This window comes from Streptomyces sp. NPDC059787, from assembly GCF_042732315.1.
In the GTDB taxonomy this organism is placed as follows: Bacteria; Actinomycetota; Actinomycetes; order Streptomycetales; family Streptomycetaceae; genus Streptomyces; species Streptomyces atrovirens.
Map to the genome: position 1 here is coordinate 28,110 of NZ_JBHWHX010000050.1, position 16,652 is coordinate 44,761.

The 16,652-nt window shown below is 69.5% G+C and carries 9 protein-coding genes; 3 read left to right on the forward strand and 6 right to left on the reverse strand.

From position 1 onward, the window contains the following. Positions 1-43: 43 nt before the first annotated feature. From ACFV5H_RS31985 to ACFV5H_RS32000, 4 genes are all read right to left on the reverse strand, one after another. A complete protein-coding gene (locus ACFV5H_RS31985; RefSeq protein WP_385056804.1) occupies positions 44-1,198 on the reverse strand; it encodes a uroporphyrinogen-III synthase in 1,155 nt (384 codons plus the stop codon). 147 nt (positions 1,199-1,345) lie between these two features. Further along, a complete protein-coding gene (locus tag ACFV5H_RS31990) occupies positions 1,346-2,704 on the reverse strand; it encodes a nitrate/nitrite transporter (protein WP_385198386.1) in 1,359 nt (452 codons plus the stop codon). A 152-nt stretch (positions 2,705-2,856) separates the two neighbouring features. Next, positions 2,857-3,765, reverse strand: a complete 909-nt coding sequence (locus ACFV5H_RS31995) for a hypothetical protein (RefSeq protein WP_385198387.1) — start codon at positions 3,763-3,765, stop codon at positions 2,857-2,859. Positions 3,766-3,791: 26 nt separating this feature from the next. Continuing rightward, positions 3,792-4,127, reverse strand: coding sequence for an ATP-binding protein (locus ACFV5H_RS32000; RefSeq protein ID WP_385056811.1), 336 nt, complete (start codon positions 4,125-4,127; stop codon positions 3,792-3,794). Positions 4,128-4,484: 357 nt separating this feature from the next. On the opposite strand from ACFV5H_RS32000, the gene ACFV5H_RS32005 reads away from it, so the two are divergent. Together ACFV5H_RS32005 and ACFV5H_RS32010 are read left to right on the forward strand one after the other, a co-directional pair. Further along, positions 4,485-5,336: a helix-turn-helix domain-containing protein gene (locus ACFV5H_RS32005; RefSeq protein ID WP_385056813.1), complete on the forward strand. Its 852-nt coding sequence runs from the start codon at positions 4,485-4,487 to the stop codon at positions 5,334-5,336. A gap of 7 nt (positions 5,337-5,343) precedes the next feature. After that, positions 5,344-5,517: a DUF397 domain-containing protein gene (locus ACFV5H_RS32010; RefSeq protein ID WP_385198388.1), complete on the forward strand. Its 174-nt coding sequence runs from the start codon at positions 5,344-5,346 to the stop codon at positions 5,515-5,517. A 273-nt stretch (positions 5,518-5,790) separates the two neighbouring features. Here the strand turns inward: ACFV5H_RS32010 and ACFV5H_RS32015 are convergent, their stop codons facing one another. Together ACFV5H_RS32015 and ACFV5H_RS32020 are read right to left on the reverse strand one after the other, a co-directional pair. After that, on the reverse strand, positions 5,791-6,336 hold the full coding sequence (locus tag ACFV5H_RS32015) for a hypothetical protein (RefSeq protein ID WP_385198389.1): 546 nt from the start codon (positions 6,334-6,336) through the stop codon (positions 5,791-5,793). Next, positions 6,336-13,583: a polymorphic toxin-type HINT domain-containing protein gene (locus tag ACFV5H_RS32020; RefSeq protein WP_385198391.1), complete on the reverse strand. Its 7,248-nt coding sequence runs from the start codon at positions 13,581-13,583 to the stop codon at positions 6,336-6,338. Before ACFV5H_RS32020 ends, ACFV5H_RS32015 begins: the two co-directional genes overlap by 1 nt. 541 nt (positions 13,584-14,124) lie before the next feature. Here ACFV5H_RS32020 and ACFV5H_RS32025 point away from each other — a divergent pair. After that, positions 14,125-16,652: DNRLRE domain-containing protein (locus ACFV5H_RS32025; protein WP_385198393.1), on the forward strand; the 2,528-nt coding region annotated here is incomplete at its 3' end.

Consider the following 16,652-nt stretch of genomic DNA (forward strand, 5'->3'; position numbering starts at 1 on the left):
CACCGGACAGGACCCGGTGCCGGCCGTCCGCACGGACGGCCGCTCAGCCTTCCCCGTACTTCGACTCCGCCGACGGGTCCAGGGCGAGGCGGTAGCCGCGTTTGACGACCGTCTGGATCAGCTTCGGGGCGCCGAGGGCGGAGCGGAGACGGGCCATGGCGGTCTCCACCGCGTGTTCGTCGCGGCCCGCGCCCGGAAGGGCGCGCAGCAGCTCCGCGCGGGAGACGACCCAGCCGGGCCGCCGGGACAGCGCCCGCAGCAGCGACATCCCGGCCGGCGGTACGGGCCTGAGCGCGTCGTCCACCAGGACCGCGTGCCCCCGGATCTCCACCCGGTGCCCGGCGACGGGCAACGCGCGGGCCCGAGCGGGCAGTTCCCGGCAGAGCAGCTGGACCAGCGGGCCGAGCCGGAAGCGCTCGGGCTGCACCGTGTCGATGCCGCGGGCCTGCAACGGCAGCGCGGTGACCGGGCCGACGCAGGCGGACAGCACGTCGTGGCCCAGTGCGGCGAGCAGGTCGTCGAGCAGTCCGCGTTCCTCCGCGCGGGACAGCAGGGACACGGCGGCGGGCGCGCTGGTGAAGGTGACCGCGTCCAGGGTGCGGGCGACACTCGCGTCGATGAGCCGGTCGACGGGGCCGAGGTCCTCCGGCGGCAGCCACCGGTAGACCGGCACCCCCACCACCTCCGCTCCCCCGGCCCGCAGCGACTCCACGAACCCGGGCAGCGGCTCACCGTGCAGCTGTACGGCGATCCGCAGGCCGTCGACACCCTCCTCGAGGAGCCGGTCGAGCACCTCGGCCAGCGACTCCGACGCCGGCGACCACTCCTCCGTCAGCCCGGCGGCCCGGATCGCGCCCTTCACCTTCGGCCCGCGCGCCAGGATCCGCACCCCGCGCAGCCGCGCCAGCAGGTCCTCGCCCAGCCCCCAGCCGTCGGCGGCCTCCACCCAGCCCCGGAACCCGATGGCGGTGGTGGCGACCGCGATGTCCGGGGCCTGCCCGATGATGTCCTTGGTGGCGGCCAGCAGCTCGCTGTCGTCGGCGAGCGGCACGATCCGCAGGGCGGGGGCGTGCAGCACGGCGGCTCCGCGCCGCTCAAGGAGCGCGCCCAGCTCGTCGGCCCGTCGCGCCGCGGTCACACCCACGGTGAACCCCGCGAGGGGCCCGTGTTCCGGTGGCTGCTCTTGTTCGTCGTACATGGCTCTCGTCCCGGGCTCGAGTCGGTGTACCGCACGAAGGTGCGTACTGCGTGAAGGCGCGGCTCCGCCTTCACGCCGATCGAGCCTGTCAACGATCCGTGACAGGCTCGGTTCGGCTTCATGTCACCAGTGTTACGTCACTTCCCGTCACACCTTGGCGTAGCTGAGCTGCTGCTTCTCCTCCGGAGCGGCATCCGTTTCCGTCGGCCGGGCCGCCGGACGGCGAAGGTATACCGCCCACGTGACCACGAAGCAGACCGCGTAGCAGGCGAGGAACGCGACGAACGCGCCGGTGCCGGAGCCGTAGGAGAGGAAGGACTGGCGGAAGGCCAGGTTGATGCCGACCCCGCCGAGCGCGCCCACCGCGCCGATCAGCCCCATGGACGCCCCGGACAACCGCCGTCCGTACGCCACCGCCTCCTCACCCGTGAGCCCCTTGGCCAAGGCCTTCGCCTGGAAGATGCCGGGGATCATCTTGTACGTCGACCCGTTGCCGAGGCCGGTCAGCACGAACAGCACCACGAAGGCGACGGTGAACAGCGCCAGCGACTCCCGCATGGAGGCGACGATCAGCACGGAGGTCGCCGCGCCCATGGCGACGAAGTTCCACAGCGTGATCCGCGCGCCGCCGTACCGGTCGGCGAGCGAGCCGCCCACCGGGCGGATCAGGGAGCCGAGCAGCGGGCCGATGAAGGTGACGTAGGCGGCTTCGAGCGGGGTGCGGTCGAACTGGCTCTGCAGCACCTGTCCGAAGGCGAAGCTGTAGCCGATGAACGAGCCGAAGGTGCCGATGTAGAGGAAGGACATGATCCAGGTGTGCGCTTCCCTGGCGGCGTCCTTGGCGGCGCCGGTGTCGTTCTTCACCGAGGCGAGGTTGTCCATGTACCGCGCGGCGAGCACGGCGGCGACGACGATCAGCGGGATGTAGATGCCGAGCAGCACGCGCGGCCCGCCGCTCGCGCCGATGATCGCGAGGGCGGCGAGCTGGATCACCGGGACGCCGATGTTGCCGCCGCCGGCGTTCAGCCCGAGCGCCCAGCCCTTCTTCCTGAGCGGGAAGAAGGCGTTGATGTTGGTCATGGAGGAGGCGAAGTTGCCGCCGCCGATACCGGCCAGCAGGCCGACGAGGAGGAACGTGGAGAAGGACGTCCCCGGCTCCATCACGGCGAACGCGGCGACGGTGGGCACGAGCAGCAGTCCCGCACTGATCACCGTCCAGTTCCGCCCGCCGAAGAGGGCGACGGCGAAGGTGTACGGCACCCGGACCACGGCACCGACCAGCGTGACCACCGACGTCAGCAGGAACTTGTCGGCGGGCGTCAGCCCGTACTCCGGACCCATGAAGAGCACCAGCACGGACCACATCGTCCAGACGGAGAACCCGATGTGCTCGGACAGCACGGAGAAGAAGAGGTTCCGACGGGCGGTCTTCTCCCCGGTCCGGTTCCAGAAGGTCTCGTCCTCCGGATCCCACTCGTGAATCCAGCGGCCGCTGCGGGCTGTCATGAGGCCTCCACTGCTCTCCGGGGGCGCGGGCGGTGCCGCGAGGGGCTGATCCCGAAGGTAGGGAGGAGGCGTTTCGTCGCTGTGGCAGGCGGTGACCGGGAGGGAACGATGCGCTCACCCGGGGCGGGGACCGGGTGAGAGGTACGGCGGCTTCAGCGCTGCGGGGGCTGCCAGTGGGGGTTCTGCTGGGGGTAGGGGGGCTGGGCGGGCCGGCCGTACGGCGGCTGGGGCTGGGCGTAGGGGCCGGGGGTCTGGGGCGGGGTGCCGTACGGGGCGGGCGCGGGCGGGGTGCCGTAGGCGGCCGGCGACTGCTGGGCGTAAGGACCCGGGGCAGTGGGCCGGCCGTACGGCGTCGGGGGCTGGTGGCCGTAACCGGGTGCGGGCGTTCCGGGCACTGCGCCCGGCATCCCCGGTCCCTGGGCCCCGTACGGGCCGGCCCCGAAGGGATTGCCCTGCTGCCCCGGCAGCTGCCCGCCCGGGGGCAGATAACGCACCCGGCCCGTCTCGTCCGCCACCGGGGCGAAGCCGGCCGCCTGCAGCCGGGCCGCGAACTTGGCGTTGCGCTTGCGGGTGACGAGGAGACCGATGCCGAAGACGGCCATGAGGGCGAGCCAGATCACGGCCGCGACGACGAAGTCGGAGGACGCGCCGCCCATCCGGTAGGCGACGACCACGCAGCCGATGGAGACACCGAGGGCGCCGTACCCCATCCGCTTCTCGGCGCTCTTCCCGGTGAGGTCGAAGTTGATGCGGGCCTTGAGGAGTTCGAAGGCGTCCGGAACGAGCGGCGGCACCGACACCCCGTCGTGGGCGTTCGGGTACTGCGCCCGGTTCTGCGCGGCGCGGGCGCGGGCCTGCGGACTGTGATCGGGCACGATCAGCATCCTCAGCTGACTGTTGTTCCCGCCGCCCTGCCGTACGTCCGCGTACTCGTACCCGAACTGCTGGGCGACGAAGGCGAGTTTGGCGAGCTTCTTCACGGACGCCATCGCACTGGTGAGCTCGACCGGCTCCCCGCTCGCCATCAGCTGCAGCATCTTCCGCGTCTGCCGCTTACTCATCCGCCCTCGCCCCCTGGTCACACCGTTCACTTCCGCAACAGCGGCAGTTTCGCACGCCCGCCCACTTCGAACCAGAGCAGCTTCCCGGCCCCTCGCCCCGACGCACCGCCATCGAGAGCCCAGCCGCCCCACGAGTCGGCGTACTCCTGCACGAGGCGCAGTCCGCGCCCGGAACCGGCATCGGTCGGAGCGAGCGGTACGAAGTCCTCGCCGACCCCTCCGAACGGGGCGGGGATGTACGGGTCGCTGTCCCACACCCCGACCCGCAGCCGTCCGTCGCTCAGCCCCGTGAGCCGCAGGGAGGCGGCCCCCGTGGTGTGCAGGTAGGCGTTGGTGACCAGCTCCGACGTCAGCAACTCCACGACGTCGAGAGCGTCCTGCCTGCCGTGCCCGTCGAGCGCACCGTCATGCGTGCGACGCGTACCGCGCGGGGGTCATGAGGGAGGCGAAGGGCGTACGTCCAGGGGTGGGGCGGGGCTACGGTGACCATGGTTGTCTCCGGGGAGTTGAAGGGGACTTGGGCTCGCTCAACGACTCCGTCGGACGGTGGCGGTGCCGCGGCTTGCGGTGCACTTCCGGCTTACGGAGCGGGTGGTCGAGCGTTGCGTGACCACCGTACGGCCGATGGTTAGATGGTTCCTACGGAACAAGCGGAAACCATCCATGCTTCTCTCGTGTGAGGGAGAAACGCGCCGCCTCGCGGCCAGGAGGGACACACTTTGCCGCCCACGAACAATCCGACGCTGCGGCAGCGGAGACTGGGCGCTGAGCTGCGCAAGCTCCGTGAACGGGCCGGCCTCACCGCGACTGGCGCCGGTGAACTGCTCGGCGTCAACCAGGCGCGCATCAGCATGATCGAGACGGGCCGCACGCCCGTCAGCGCCGACCGGATCCACTCCATGGCACACGCCTACGCCTGCCCCGACGCTGGGCTGGTGGACGCCTTGGCCGCAATGACCGGACGGCGATCGCGAGGCTGGTGGGAGGAGTACCGCGAGCATCTCCCGGTAGGCCTCATCGATCTCGCCGAACTGGAGCACCACGCGGCAGCCCTGCGCGTGGCGCTGGTCGTCCACATCCCGGCACTGCTACAGACCACAGACCACGCCCGTGCGCTCTTCTGCGAAGCGGTACCCCCATTGCGGCAGTACGAGATCGAGCACCGTGTGACCCACCGCATCAAGCGCCAAGGCATTCTCCACCGCGAGAACCCACCGCCCTATACGGCGGTGATCCACGAGTCCGCACTGCACATGGGGTACGGCGGCTCCACGACCGTCCGCGCCCAACTCCGACACCTGCTGGACATGAGCGAACTGGAACACGTCACCGTCCGGGTCATCCCGTTCGGCAAGGGTTCCTTCCCGGGAACGGGGCAGTCGATCGACTACCTGCTGGGTCCCGTCCCACAGCTCGACACCGTGCAGCTGGACACCCACCATGGGTGCGATTTCCTGGACGCGGAAGCCCAGTTGAACAAGTACCGTTCAGTGCTCGACCGCATGGAGTCGAACGCCCTCAAGCCTGCAAAGTCCCGCGACCTGATCCACCGCATCGCCCAGGAGACCTGAAGTCACCATGCCCGATCACCAATGGCGCAAGTCTTCCCACAGCCCCGACGCCTCCAACTGCGTCGAAGTGGCCACCACTCCCGCCGCCGTCCTCATACGCGACTCGAAGGACACCTCCGGCCCCCGACTCGACCTCTCCCCCACTGCATGGGTCGCCTTCCTCACGCATATCGCGAAGTGACCGTATGACCACCCGCTTCTTTGCCGGTGTCTGCTTCCGCGGCCCGGAGGAAAACGGGGCCCAGGCATGCCTGCAGGGTGAAGCGGGTGGCGTGGTGGTGGCATGCCGTCCGGCAGCGGCGACTGCCGGACGGTGGATGGCTGGCCCTCACAGCCCTCGATCCCCGTCGGGGAGGCGCCAAGTGGCCCACCCTTCGCGAAACCGTGAACACTTCGGGCCGAAGTGTTCACGGTTTTCGCAGAGGGGCCTGGGTTCCCGTATCTCCCACGCACCTCAAGGCAGCAAGGGAAGCACTTCTCCCCACGGATTCAGGCGCTTTCTCAAATCCTCCCGAGAAACCATTCCGGCAAGCGCAAGTGCCGGTGAGACGAGATTCTTGACGGACCGCAGGAGACGGATCTGGGAAGTTTCCAAGGTACGCCAGTCAGTCGACAACACCCTGGCCTCCTCAACCGATATCGGCATTTCTCGCAAGAGGAGATCGATCAGGTGGTCAGGGTTCAGCATGTCAACTTCGGAATTCGGTGGCACCTGCTGAAGCAGTACGTTAGCGAGATTCAAGCGCCTAATCACGCTCTCACGGCGGTCCATCACACCTGTGGACACCGCCACTCGAAGGGCATGTCCGATAGCCGCCGAACACATTCCCCAATGTTCCTCCGACAACTCGCCACAGCCATCGGCCAAACGCATCGTCAGTAGCTCAATGACACCCAGCCACTCACCGGCAACCAGATCGGCAGAAGCGAGAGAATCCGCTGCCAGGGCCTCGCAAAGCGATCGCAGATCGAGCGACGCCAGATCGTTGAGTCGGCTCATCAGAAATGAACTCCCGCAGCTGTGAACGCATCCTTACCGATCTGCAGGCTTTCGCTCGACGGCAGGAAGTGGCCACTGTGATTGTTGATCTCCAAGGCAAAGAAACCGTCCCGGGATGATCCGGCGATCTCGGCCTCGCCGGCCGCGCGTACCGGAGCCCCCCGCGTGAGAACCGAATGCGAGATCTCCTGGCCGTTGGCAAACTTGGGCACGACTACGAGGCTCCCGTCCTCTCGTACCGCCCACTTGACGGTACCGGAACCGACTGCGGAATCGAACCCGGCCGATCCTGGACTGACCGGCTTGACGCCCAGTCTGTCCGCCAGGGAAAGCTCCCTGTCGAGGGTGGCGGGCATCGTGTTCGGAAACACCTCGCACCCGCTGTTGTGCACCAGCACCGGCGTAGCCCCCGCCAGCACATAGTACGTATGCAGGTCGTCAACCGTGAGGTTGTAGGTACGGGCGTGCCTGGTGAAGGCACGGTTCCCGGTGACGACGACCGTGTCGCCGGTGTCGGTGCGCAGGGTCATGCCCGCGGTAAGTTCGCCCGCTTCGATCCAGTCCCGCTCCGACGGGGACCAGAAGGGGTGCTCGTGGGTCGCGGTGAGTTTCTCGATGCCGTCGGCCGTGGCGATCGACAACTCGTTGAAGTGCTTGTCATCCTCGGTGACGATGAGGCGGGTGACCCTGCGGGGTCCGGTCTCGCCGGTCTCGGGGTCAGTGGCCAAGACCTCGTCCCCGAGTTCTACGTCCTCGATGTCCTTGGTGGTCCCGTCGGCCATGAGAACATCCGTCCCCGCCAGGAAGCATCTGAAGCAGCTCATTCCCTTCAGACGCTTTCCAGTGGCCACGGCCGCCGAGCCACCCCTTCCTCCGGTGATCAGCGCACCGATAAATGCCTCGACCAGCTTGCCGCGCTCGAACGCCTTGGCGTCCGACACGCACTCGTTGAAGTTCGCGACGCAGTAGTTGGCGGCGATGCGCTTGGCCTCCGCCACGTCGTCGTGGCGCAGCAGGTACTTGTACGCCTGGCGGCAGGCCTCCCGGCCGAAGCACGCGTTGCCCGGACCGTCGTTCTCGTAGATGGGCGTCACCCAGTAGTCGGTCTCGGGTGAGTCGCCGTTCGGACTGTTCATCAGGAAGTGCTTGAGCAGTTCCTGGATGTCGTTCGTCCGGGGCGTCTGACTGGCGTTCCACTTGGTGGGGTCTTCCCAGCCGTCGCTACCGTGCGGCGTACCTCGCACCGTACCGTCGGAGTTCAGCCCTCCGTCCGGGTCGCCCTGGGTGCCGCCGTCGGGACGGGTCCAGCCGTTGCCGTCGTTGCAGCTGTCGCACCAGAGTCCGCTCGGGTCGCTGTGGCTGACCGGGCTGTTGCCGCTGTACGCGTAGCCGTTCATCTGGAGCGGGTCGGCGATGTCGATGACCGGGTCCGCCGAGAGGAAGCGGCCGGAGGCCTGGTCGTACTCGCGGGCGCCGACGTGGGTCAGCCCGGTGGCCGTGTCGTCGATGCCGACGCCCAGGTAGCCGCGCTTGTTCGGCCAGACCGACGGCTTGGCCCCGCGGGTCTCGCCGTAGGGCTTGAAGGCCCGGCGGGTGACCGCCTGGCCGCTCGTCAGGGAGACCGCCGTGTTCGCCGTGCCGAGGTGGTCGATGAGCAGCACGCTGAGCTGGTGACCCGTCGTCGCGCCGTTGCTCGTCGTGCGGGTCACCGACGGTGCGCCGGCCTGCGCGTAGGTGCGGGAGGCCCGGACGATCGCCCCGGCGGCGTCGGTCGTCACCTCGGTGTCGCCCAGGTAGAGCGTCGAACCCGACGGGGAGTTCTCCAGGACGCGATTTCCGGCGGTGTCGTAGACGTACGTGGTCTTCTTGCCGTCGTCCGTGATCGTGTCGAGCTTGTTCTCCTGCGTCCAGGTGAGGTTCTGCGTGGTGGTGGGCAGGTCGCGGACCTCGGTGTTGCCCGTCGCGTCGTACGTGTAGCTGCTGCCCTTGCCGGCCGGGTCGGAGCCGATCCACTTCATGGTGTGCGGCTGGGGCGTGCCGTAGCCGTACTTGAAGGAGATGTTCTTCGTGGCATCTGCCGGGTCGTGCTCGGTCATGGCGGCGCGGTTGCCGAGCCAGTCGAAGGTGAAGGACTGGTGGTAGGCGGTGCCTCCCGTGGAGACCGTGGCCGCGTCGGGGGCGGTGGCCGCCCGGGTGGAGGCCAGCGAGGTGTCCGGGCTCGACACGTCCGTCGACGCGTCGGGGGCGTCGGCCACCGGGCCGGACGAGGCCATGTAGTCCGTGCGGGGGCCCCAGGTCGCGCCGTTCGACGCCTTGCAGCCGTCGTCGGAGCCGGTCGGGGTGATGTTCGACGTCCAGGCGTTGAGCAGCTCGCCCATCACGTCGTAGGTGAAGCACTGGGTGTCCCACGACGAGCCCGAGGCATCCGTCAGCCGGCGTGCGTGGGAGGTGATGGTGCCGGACTTGTCGTACGAGTAGTAGCCGTCGGCGAGACGGTGCGGACCGGAGGTCTCACGGTCCGCGACCGTGCGCTGGAGCCGGCCGGTGTGCGGGTCGACGAAGTTCGTCGTCCACACCCGGTACGGCTGCGCGCCGGACACCGTGCGCAGGGCCTCGCCGTAGGGCGAGTAGGTCACGTCGGACGTGTACCAGGCCAGGCCCGACGTCGACTCGGGGAGGCCGTCCGCGTTGTAGCGGGTGACGACCTTCTCCTGCGCCAGCCCGCCCACGGCGGGCAGCGTGACCGACTGGACCTGTCCCGTGACGGGTGTGTAGGTGTACGCGTAGGCGTACGTTCCGGCGACGCCCGTCGTCAGCGAACCGGGCGGGACCACCGTCTCCGTGCCGGTGGGCCGGTACTCGGTGTCGTAACCGGTGACGCGGTCGACGTAGTCCCCGTTCAGGGTGTGGCGGATCGAGGCGACCGGCTGCCCGAGCGCGCCCGGCAGGCTGTCGTACGTGAACTCCTTGACCGGGACGGCCGTCGCGGAGCCCTCACGGACGGCCTCCACCCGGCCCAGCTCGTCGTACTCGGTGTACGTCGTCCTGGACTCGGCGTCCGTCACCTTCTGGGGCCGGTCGGCCTCGTCGTACCACGTCCTCGTCTCGCCCGTGTCGGGGTCGGTGGCGGAGGTCACCCGTCCCCGTGCGTCGTAGGTGTACGTCCACGCGTTGCCGGCCGGGTCGGTGACCTTGGTGCGGTAGCCGCGCGCGTCGTACTCGTACGAGGTGGCGCGCCCCTCGCTGGTGCTCCCGTCGTCCTTGTAGTGGCGGACGGAGGTGACCCTGCCGAGGGCGTCGGTGAAGGTGCGGGTCCGCGGGGCCGTGGAGCCGGCGGGGTCGACGTACGTGCTGGTGTCGCTGTAGTAGGTGTAGGCCGCGTACGCGAAGTCGCCGTCGTGGTACGTCGACTCGCGCTGCTTGCGCTCCAGGCCGTCGTAGCGGTACTTGATCCAGCTCGGGATCAGGGACCGGGACCTGGGGGCGAAGAGCTCGGCGGCCGGCTCACCCTTCGCGAGGTACCCGCTGGTCTGCTCGTTGACCAGGCCGTGGTCGTTGTAGGTGGTGTCGGTGACGACACGGCCGGGGCCGTGGGCTTCGGACTGCGTCTGCACGGGGCGCATCAGGCCGTCGTAGATCACCACCTGACGGCTGTACGTCCCGTCGTCCTTGAGGCTCCTGGTGGTGGCCGCGGCGGGGCGGGTCGTCTCGGCGGTGGCGATCGCCGCCTGGTACGAGATCTCGACGTCGGGCGACTTGCCGCCGGAGGAGCGGGACGGCGACCAGCCCTTCACCAGGCGCCCGAGGGCGTCGTACTCGTTGCGCGTGACCCGGCCGTTGGCGTCGGTGACGGTCAGCGCCAGGCTCCGGCCGGGGTCGAAGGTCGTCGTGACGGCATGGCCCTTGGCGTTGATCACCTTGGTGGCGGTGACCGGCCCGCCGGCGTCCGCGGGGGTGTACTGCGTCTCGGCCGTGCCGACCCCCGGACTGGTGACCGTGCGGACACGGCCCAGCGGGTCGTACGTCGTGCTGGTGACGACCGAGTAGGAGGTTCCGGCACCGTCGACACCGGCCTGGGAGGTGAGCAGGCCCTTGGTCGGGGTCGCGCCGTACGACAGGCCGTCGTAGCTGTTGCGGACCGCCTTGACGAGCTTGGTCGCCGGGTCCGCGGTGTCGTACCCCGCGCACGAGGTGCCCGTGGTCCGCTGTTCCTTCGTCAGGCCGATCAGCCACGCCGTCGTGTTGTGCGCGTACGCCGTCCTGGTGCAGCTCTGGTCGGACAGGGTCTCGCCGGTGCCGTTCGGCTTGACCACGGACGTCTCGACCTGGACCGGCAGACCGTAGGTGTCGTCGACGGTCGTCAGGGTCCGTACCGCCCGCCAGCTCGTGTCGACGGTCTGGATCTCGTCCGACCGTTTGACGCCGGTGCGGTGGGCGAGCAGCGGGTCGAGGGCGGTGCCGTTCTCGGCCTCACGGGAGCGGGAGGCGGTCTGCTTCGACCAGGGGAAGCTCAGGGCACGCTTCTGCACCCGCTTGTCGGAGTCCAGGTAGGTGATGCTCTCCGCCGTCATGCCCGCGTACTGCGGTGCGTCGTCGGTGACCAGCGTGTACTTGCCCGTGGAGTCCTTGACCTCCCCGCCCGTGCCCTGGAAGTACCGGGTCTCGGAGTACGACTGCGCCTGCGGCTCGCCCGACTGGGAGGTGGTCTTGCTCCCCTTGGTGACCGCGACCTGGCGGTAGCCCTGCCAGACGCTGAACGTCCGCAGGGACGGGCGGGTGAACTCGTCGTCGTTCTTGGCCCAGGCGGGGCCGGTGTACTTGTACGTCGTGTGGACGGGTCTGCCGTGCGAGGTGACCTTGTCGGTCTGGGTGACGGAGTGGACGACGTACTTGTTGAACCACGACTTCGCCGGCGTCTTCTCGTCACCGTCCGGCGACCAGCGGACCGGGTAGCAGGTGCCGTTGCCCCTGCCCTTGTCCTCGGCCGGCTCACTGGCGCAGCCGCCCTTGTACTCGACCTCGATGTCACCGCCGTGCTCCGTCGCGACCGTGCCGATGCGGGGCCGGGTGAAGGCGGGACGCTGGTCGTTCGGGCCGCTGGGCACGAGGTTGGGAAGCTGGCGGTCCTTCAGTCTCGCGCGCAGGGGTGACGTGGAGCCGACCGAGTACTCGGCGAAGCTGACGCCGTCCTTGTGCTGGAGGGTGCCGGTGGTGTCACCGGGGGCGAAGCCCCGGCGGGTGATCGAGTTCAGCCACAGTCCGGGGGCCGTGTCGTACCAGTCCTCCGGGAAGGACTGGTGGAGCTGGTAGGTGTCGACCTTGCCCAGGCCGGTCTGGCCGGCGCGGGCGGCCTTCGTCGTCACCGTGTCCAGACGCATCTGCGTCCAGAAGGACGGGAAGGCGGGGCACAGCTTCGACGTCGACTTGCAGTTGAGGTTGCCGGGGGTGTCCCACCAGGGGCGGTAGGCGCCGGGGTCGTCGGTCTTGGCGAAGTTCGCCGCGTCGCAGGCGGTCTCCGACTTCAGGCAGCGCTGCTCGGCGCCGAACTCGACCGTCGCGGAGGGCTTGGTGAGGTCGGAGGAGCGCATGCCGTACTCGATGGTCGTCGGGTGGGCGGAACGCTCGTACTGCTCGGGGGAGGTGAACTTCTTCTTGACCGCGTAGTGGTTCGTCTCCTGCTTCCAGTTGACGACCATCACGTTGCCGTGCACGTCGACGACCTTGTCGAGGCCCCAGCGCCAGGCCTGCTGCCGGCCGGCCCCGCAGCGGGAGTCGGCGAAGGCGGTGGCGTGGCAGGGCTCCCCCGGGTGGTTGCCGAAGACGGGGACGGTGGAAACGGAGTTGGCGTCGGCGTGACCACCGCCGACCTGGTCGAGGCCGAAGTAGTACTTGGTGCCGTCCGTGGTGGTGACGATCCAGTACTCGCCGTTGTCGTCGCCGTTGGTCCCGCCCGTCCTGTGCTCGACGCGGGTGCCGTCGTCGGTCTGGGCACGGTAGACCTCGGTGTCGGTCTCCGGGTCGCTGCCCGCGGGGGCGTCCCGCACGAGCTCGACGTTCCTGCCGCCCAGGGACATCACCGCGTTGTACGACACCCAGCACAGGTCGGAGGTCTTGTCCGCCTTGGCCGTGTTGTTGGGGGTGCCCGCGTCCAGGGTCTTGCGGTCGTCCTGGCAGGAGCGGTAGCGGCGCTCGATGTGACCGGGGTCGTAGCCCCAGCCCTCACCGATCCAGGAGGACTGGGGTGAGGAGACCGCGACGCGGCCGTCCACCGACTGGGAGTTGTAGCTGAAGGTGATCTGCGGAGCGGGACCTGCCGGAGCGGCGGGAACCGTCAGCGGGTACGACCAGGTGAACGCTCCCGAGGAGCCGCCGGCCTGCCAGGAGCCGCTGGAGGCCAGCGGCGTGGCCTTGAAGGTCCCTCCCGCGCCTCCGCCGGAATCGACCGCGCCGACGACGGCCGTGTCGCCGCCCGCCGCGGCCGGCGTGACCGAGGTGCGGTACGCGGCCCGGGCGACGGAGGGTCCGGTGGCCCCGGGGGTCTTCGCCACGGCCGGTGTGACGGTGCCGTCCGCCGCCGTGTCGACCGTCGCGGTGATCGTCTGGGTCCTGGTGTCGTTGGTCGTCTCCAGTTCCTCGTACGTCTGGCACGCCTCGACATCGGGCGTGGTCAGGTAGCACTCCGGGAACTGGACGAAGCGCAGCCGGGAGGCCCAGTCCGCGCCGTAGAGGTTCTTGAACTTCGCGTAGTCGAGCTCGACCGAGACGGGCACGGAGCCGGTGGCGGGTGCCTGGACGGTGATGAGCGCGCCGTCGACTCCCTGGGAGACGGACGCGGTACGGGCGGCGACGGACACCTGCCAGGTGCCGGTGGGCGCGGGCTGGTCCGCGGCCTGCCCGAGGCTGACGGGAAGGTCCTCGACCGGGGTGAGGCCGGCCTGCCGGGCGTCCGTGCCCGCGCGCACGGTGGCCTGGCCGGCCGTCGCGGCGGAGCCGAAGCTGACGAGCCCGGAGTCGGCGGCGGGCGCCGTCGCCGTGCCGGCCGGGGCTTGTTCCAGGTCTGCGGGGACGTCGACCTTCAGGGTTTCCAGGTCCCGCTCGAAGGCCTCGCCCGAGAGCGGCTTACCCTGGTCGAGCGCCTCGAGGTCGAGGGTTTCGCGGCCCTTCTCGGCCACGGACGGATCGGGCGGAAGGGCCAGTGACTGCGCAGGCAGGAGGCCCACCAGCAGGGCCGCCCCGATGGTGGGCACGACGGCCGCGCGCACACGGCGCGTGCGGCCACGGCGGGCAGGTGAGTAGCGACCGAACACGACGGGGTCCCCCCGGACCAGTGAGGCGGGACCGGGTTCGGACCACGCGTGATGGCGTATCAGATGAGCTGATTTTGTGCAGCGTCTGTGAAGTTCCGCCAGATCGACCGTGCGGATGTGATCACCGTCACGTTACGCAACACTTCATAACGCTCCGTAATGCACAGTTCTCGCCTATCCGAGGTAACGCCGACACCCGCATTTCCCTGAGGTAGCGCGCGATTCACCGGATTCAGCCGCAAACACTCGTCGGCGCGGGGAATTTTTGTCCGGCTTGGAACTGAATTGACGTCAGCTTGCGCGTCCAGCGAGGCGGTTGACGGCAATTCGTGTCCCCCGGAGGTACGGCCCCGGTGCCCGATCCGCTCATCCCGCGTGCTCAACGCGAAGCGTGACGTCCGCGCGCTCATGGGTCATCATCGGCTCGCCCGGCCGCGCCTGTTTCCGCGCCGGTTCCAAGGGGGGAAGGGGAACTCGCCCGATGACGCGCACAGAGCGCACCCGGCGCCGGGGGCTGCCCGGAAATCGGACCACCGCCGCCGTGCTGACCGCGGCTCTCGCCGCCACCGGCATCACCTTCGTCGGCCTCGGCCTGGACGACTCCGGCTCCCGCGGAGAACCGCACCGTGACCGGAGCGCGAAGCCGGTGACCGAAGCCGCCGCCGTGTCGCGGGCGCGGAGGACCGGCGAGCTCGTCGAGGTCACCGCATCGCGTACGGCGCGCTCCACCACGTGGGCGCGACCCGACGGCCTCATGGTCAAGAACCTGCACTCCTCGCCGGTCCGGGCCAAGGTGGGCGGCGAGTGGAAGGACATCGACTACGACCTCCACCGCACCGAGGACGGCTGGGAACCGAAGGCCACCAACGCGCGGATGGTCTTCTCGGCCGGCTCCGAGAAGGGCTCGCCGGCGCGGGAGGACCGGCGCGCCTCGCGCTCGACCGTGCGCCGCGTCTCCCTGCTCAACGGGGCCGGGGCCGCTTCGGACGAGACCGCGAGCCCGCTCGTCACCCTGACCGTGGACGGCTACACCATCCAGCTGACCTGGCCGGGTGCCGTCCCCGCCCCCGTCATCGACGGTTCGCGGGCCCTGTACCCGGAGATCTTCCCGGGCGCCGATCTGGTGCTCACGGCCGACGACGAGGGCTTCGCCCAGCTGCTCGTCCTGAAGAACCGGGCAGCCGCGGCCAATCCGCTCGCCCAGCGGCTGTCGTACGGCATCACCTCCGACGACCTGACGTTCCGGCTGGACCCGGTCACGGGTGTCCTGTCCGCCGAGAACGTCTACTCCCAGGAGATCGCGGTCTCGCCGACCCCGCTGATGTGGGACAGCAGCGGAGCGCCGGCGGTGACGGACGGCGGCGTCGGCGCGACCGCGCAGCCGACCGCTTCGGAGACTCCCGGCCCCACCGAGTCGGCCACCGACCTGCCGAGCGACAGCCCCGGTCCCACCGAGGAGCTGATCGAGACCGACGAGCAGGCCGACGCCCATCCGGAGACCCTGCCGGTGGCCAGCGACGGTCCCGAGGTGACGGTGCCGGAGTCGCCGTTGCCGTCCGCGCCGGCGGAGCCGACACCCGCGCCCACGCCGACCGGCCCGGCGGCCACCCTCGGCCTGGCCGGGCTCGACGGGCCCTCGCCCGACTCCCGGGGCGAGCTGGTCGAGGCCGACCTGTCCGGGGCGAACTGGGTCCTCACCCCCGAGCCGTCCTTCCTCGACGACCCGGCGACCACCTATCCGGTGTTCGTCGACCCGTCGGTGAAGAAGCACACCCAGAACTGGACCACCGCCTACAGCCGCCACCCCAACGCCACGTTCTACAACGGCAAGGGGTTCAACAAGGGCGGTACGCACGAGGCGCGGGTCGGCTTCGAGTCGGACACCTGGGGCACCTCGCGCTCGTACTTCAACATCGCCTTCGACAAGGGCCTCAAGGGCACGAAGATCACCAGTGCGAAGCTGCGGATGCTGGAGACGTACTCCTGGTCGTGCAGCGCCCGTTCGATGAGCGTGCACCTCACCGGCGCGGTCAACGGGCACACCAACTGGAAGAACGCGCCCAAGCTGACCGACGGCAACAAGTTCGCGACCAAGAGCTTCGCGCACGGCTACAAGTCCGGCTGCCGGGACGCCTACGAGACCTTCGACGTGAAGAAGGCCGCGCAACAGCGGGCCGACCAGGGCAAGGACAGCATCACGTTCGGGCTGCGGGCCCGGGACGAGAAATCGCAGTACGCGTGGAAGAAGTTCCGGGCCAACGGCGACAACGCGCCCGTGCTGGAACTCGTCTACAACCGCAAGCCGGCCGTCGACGCCAGGTCGCTCGACCTCGGCCCGGACGCCAAGTGCACCACCACCGAGCCGTACGTCCGCATGGGCTCGGGCGACCTGACCTTCACCGCGCGGGCGTCCGACAAGGACAACAACCTCGACCGCCTGGACTTCGACCTGTGGCCGACGGGCAAGTGGGACACCACCGGTGACCTCCTGAAGACCACCGGGAACGTCTCCGTCGGCGGCGACAAGGACGTCGCACTGCGCACCACCGGCGCATTCGCCACCAGCAAGCTCACCAACAACACCCTCTACTCCTGGCGGGTGCGCGCGATCGACGACGCCAACTCCACCTCCGCCTACGCCCCCGCCACGACACCCTGCCGCTTCGTCCTGGACACCACCGCACCCAAACCGCCCAAGGTCGGCTCCACCGACTTCCCCAACGCCGACGGCAGTGAGAACGGCTTCGGCAACGACGCCGAGGACGCCAACTGGTCCACCAAGAAGTTCGGCACACCCGGATCCTTCACCGTGCGCGCACTGAACACGGACGTGGTCCGCTACGAGTACGGCTTCAACTCGGCGAGCTACCCGTTCTCCGTCAGCCGCGCCTCCGGTACGGCCACGAGCGTCAGCGCGACGCTGGCGAACGCCAAGCCGCCGACCGCCGGACCCAACGTGCTGTACGTACGGACCGTGGACGCCGCGGGCAACGTGTCGCAGGCGACGAA

Coding starts and splice junctions, on each gene's coding strand:
- ACFV5H_RS31985 (WP_385056804.1), bottom strand. CDS start 1,198: ATGTACGACGAACAAGAGCAGCCACCGGAACACGGGCCCCTCGCGGGG.
- ACFV5H_RS31990 (WP_385198386.1), bottom strand. CDS start 2,704: ATGACAGCCCGCAGCGGCCGCTGGATTCACGAGTGGGATCCGGAGGAC.
- ACFV5H_RS32015 (WP_385198389.1), bottom strand. CDS start 6,336: ATGAGCCGACTCAACGATCTGGCGTCGCTCGATCTGCGATCGCTTTGC.
- ACFV5H_RS32010 (WP_385198388.1), top strand. CDS start 5,344: ATGCCCGATCACCAATGGCGCAAGTCTTCCCACAGCCCCGACGCCTCC.
- ACFV5H_RS31995 (WP_385198387.1), bottom strand. CDS start 3,765: ATGAGTAAGCGGCAGACGCGGAAGATGCTGCAGCTGATGGCGAGCGGG.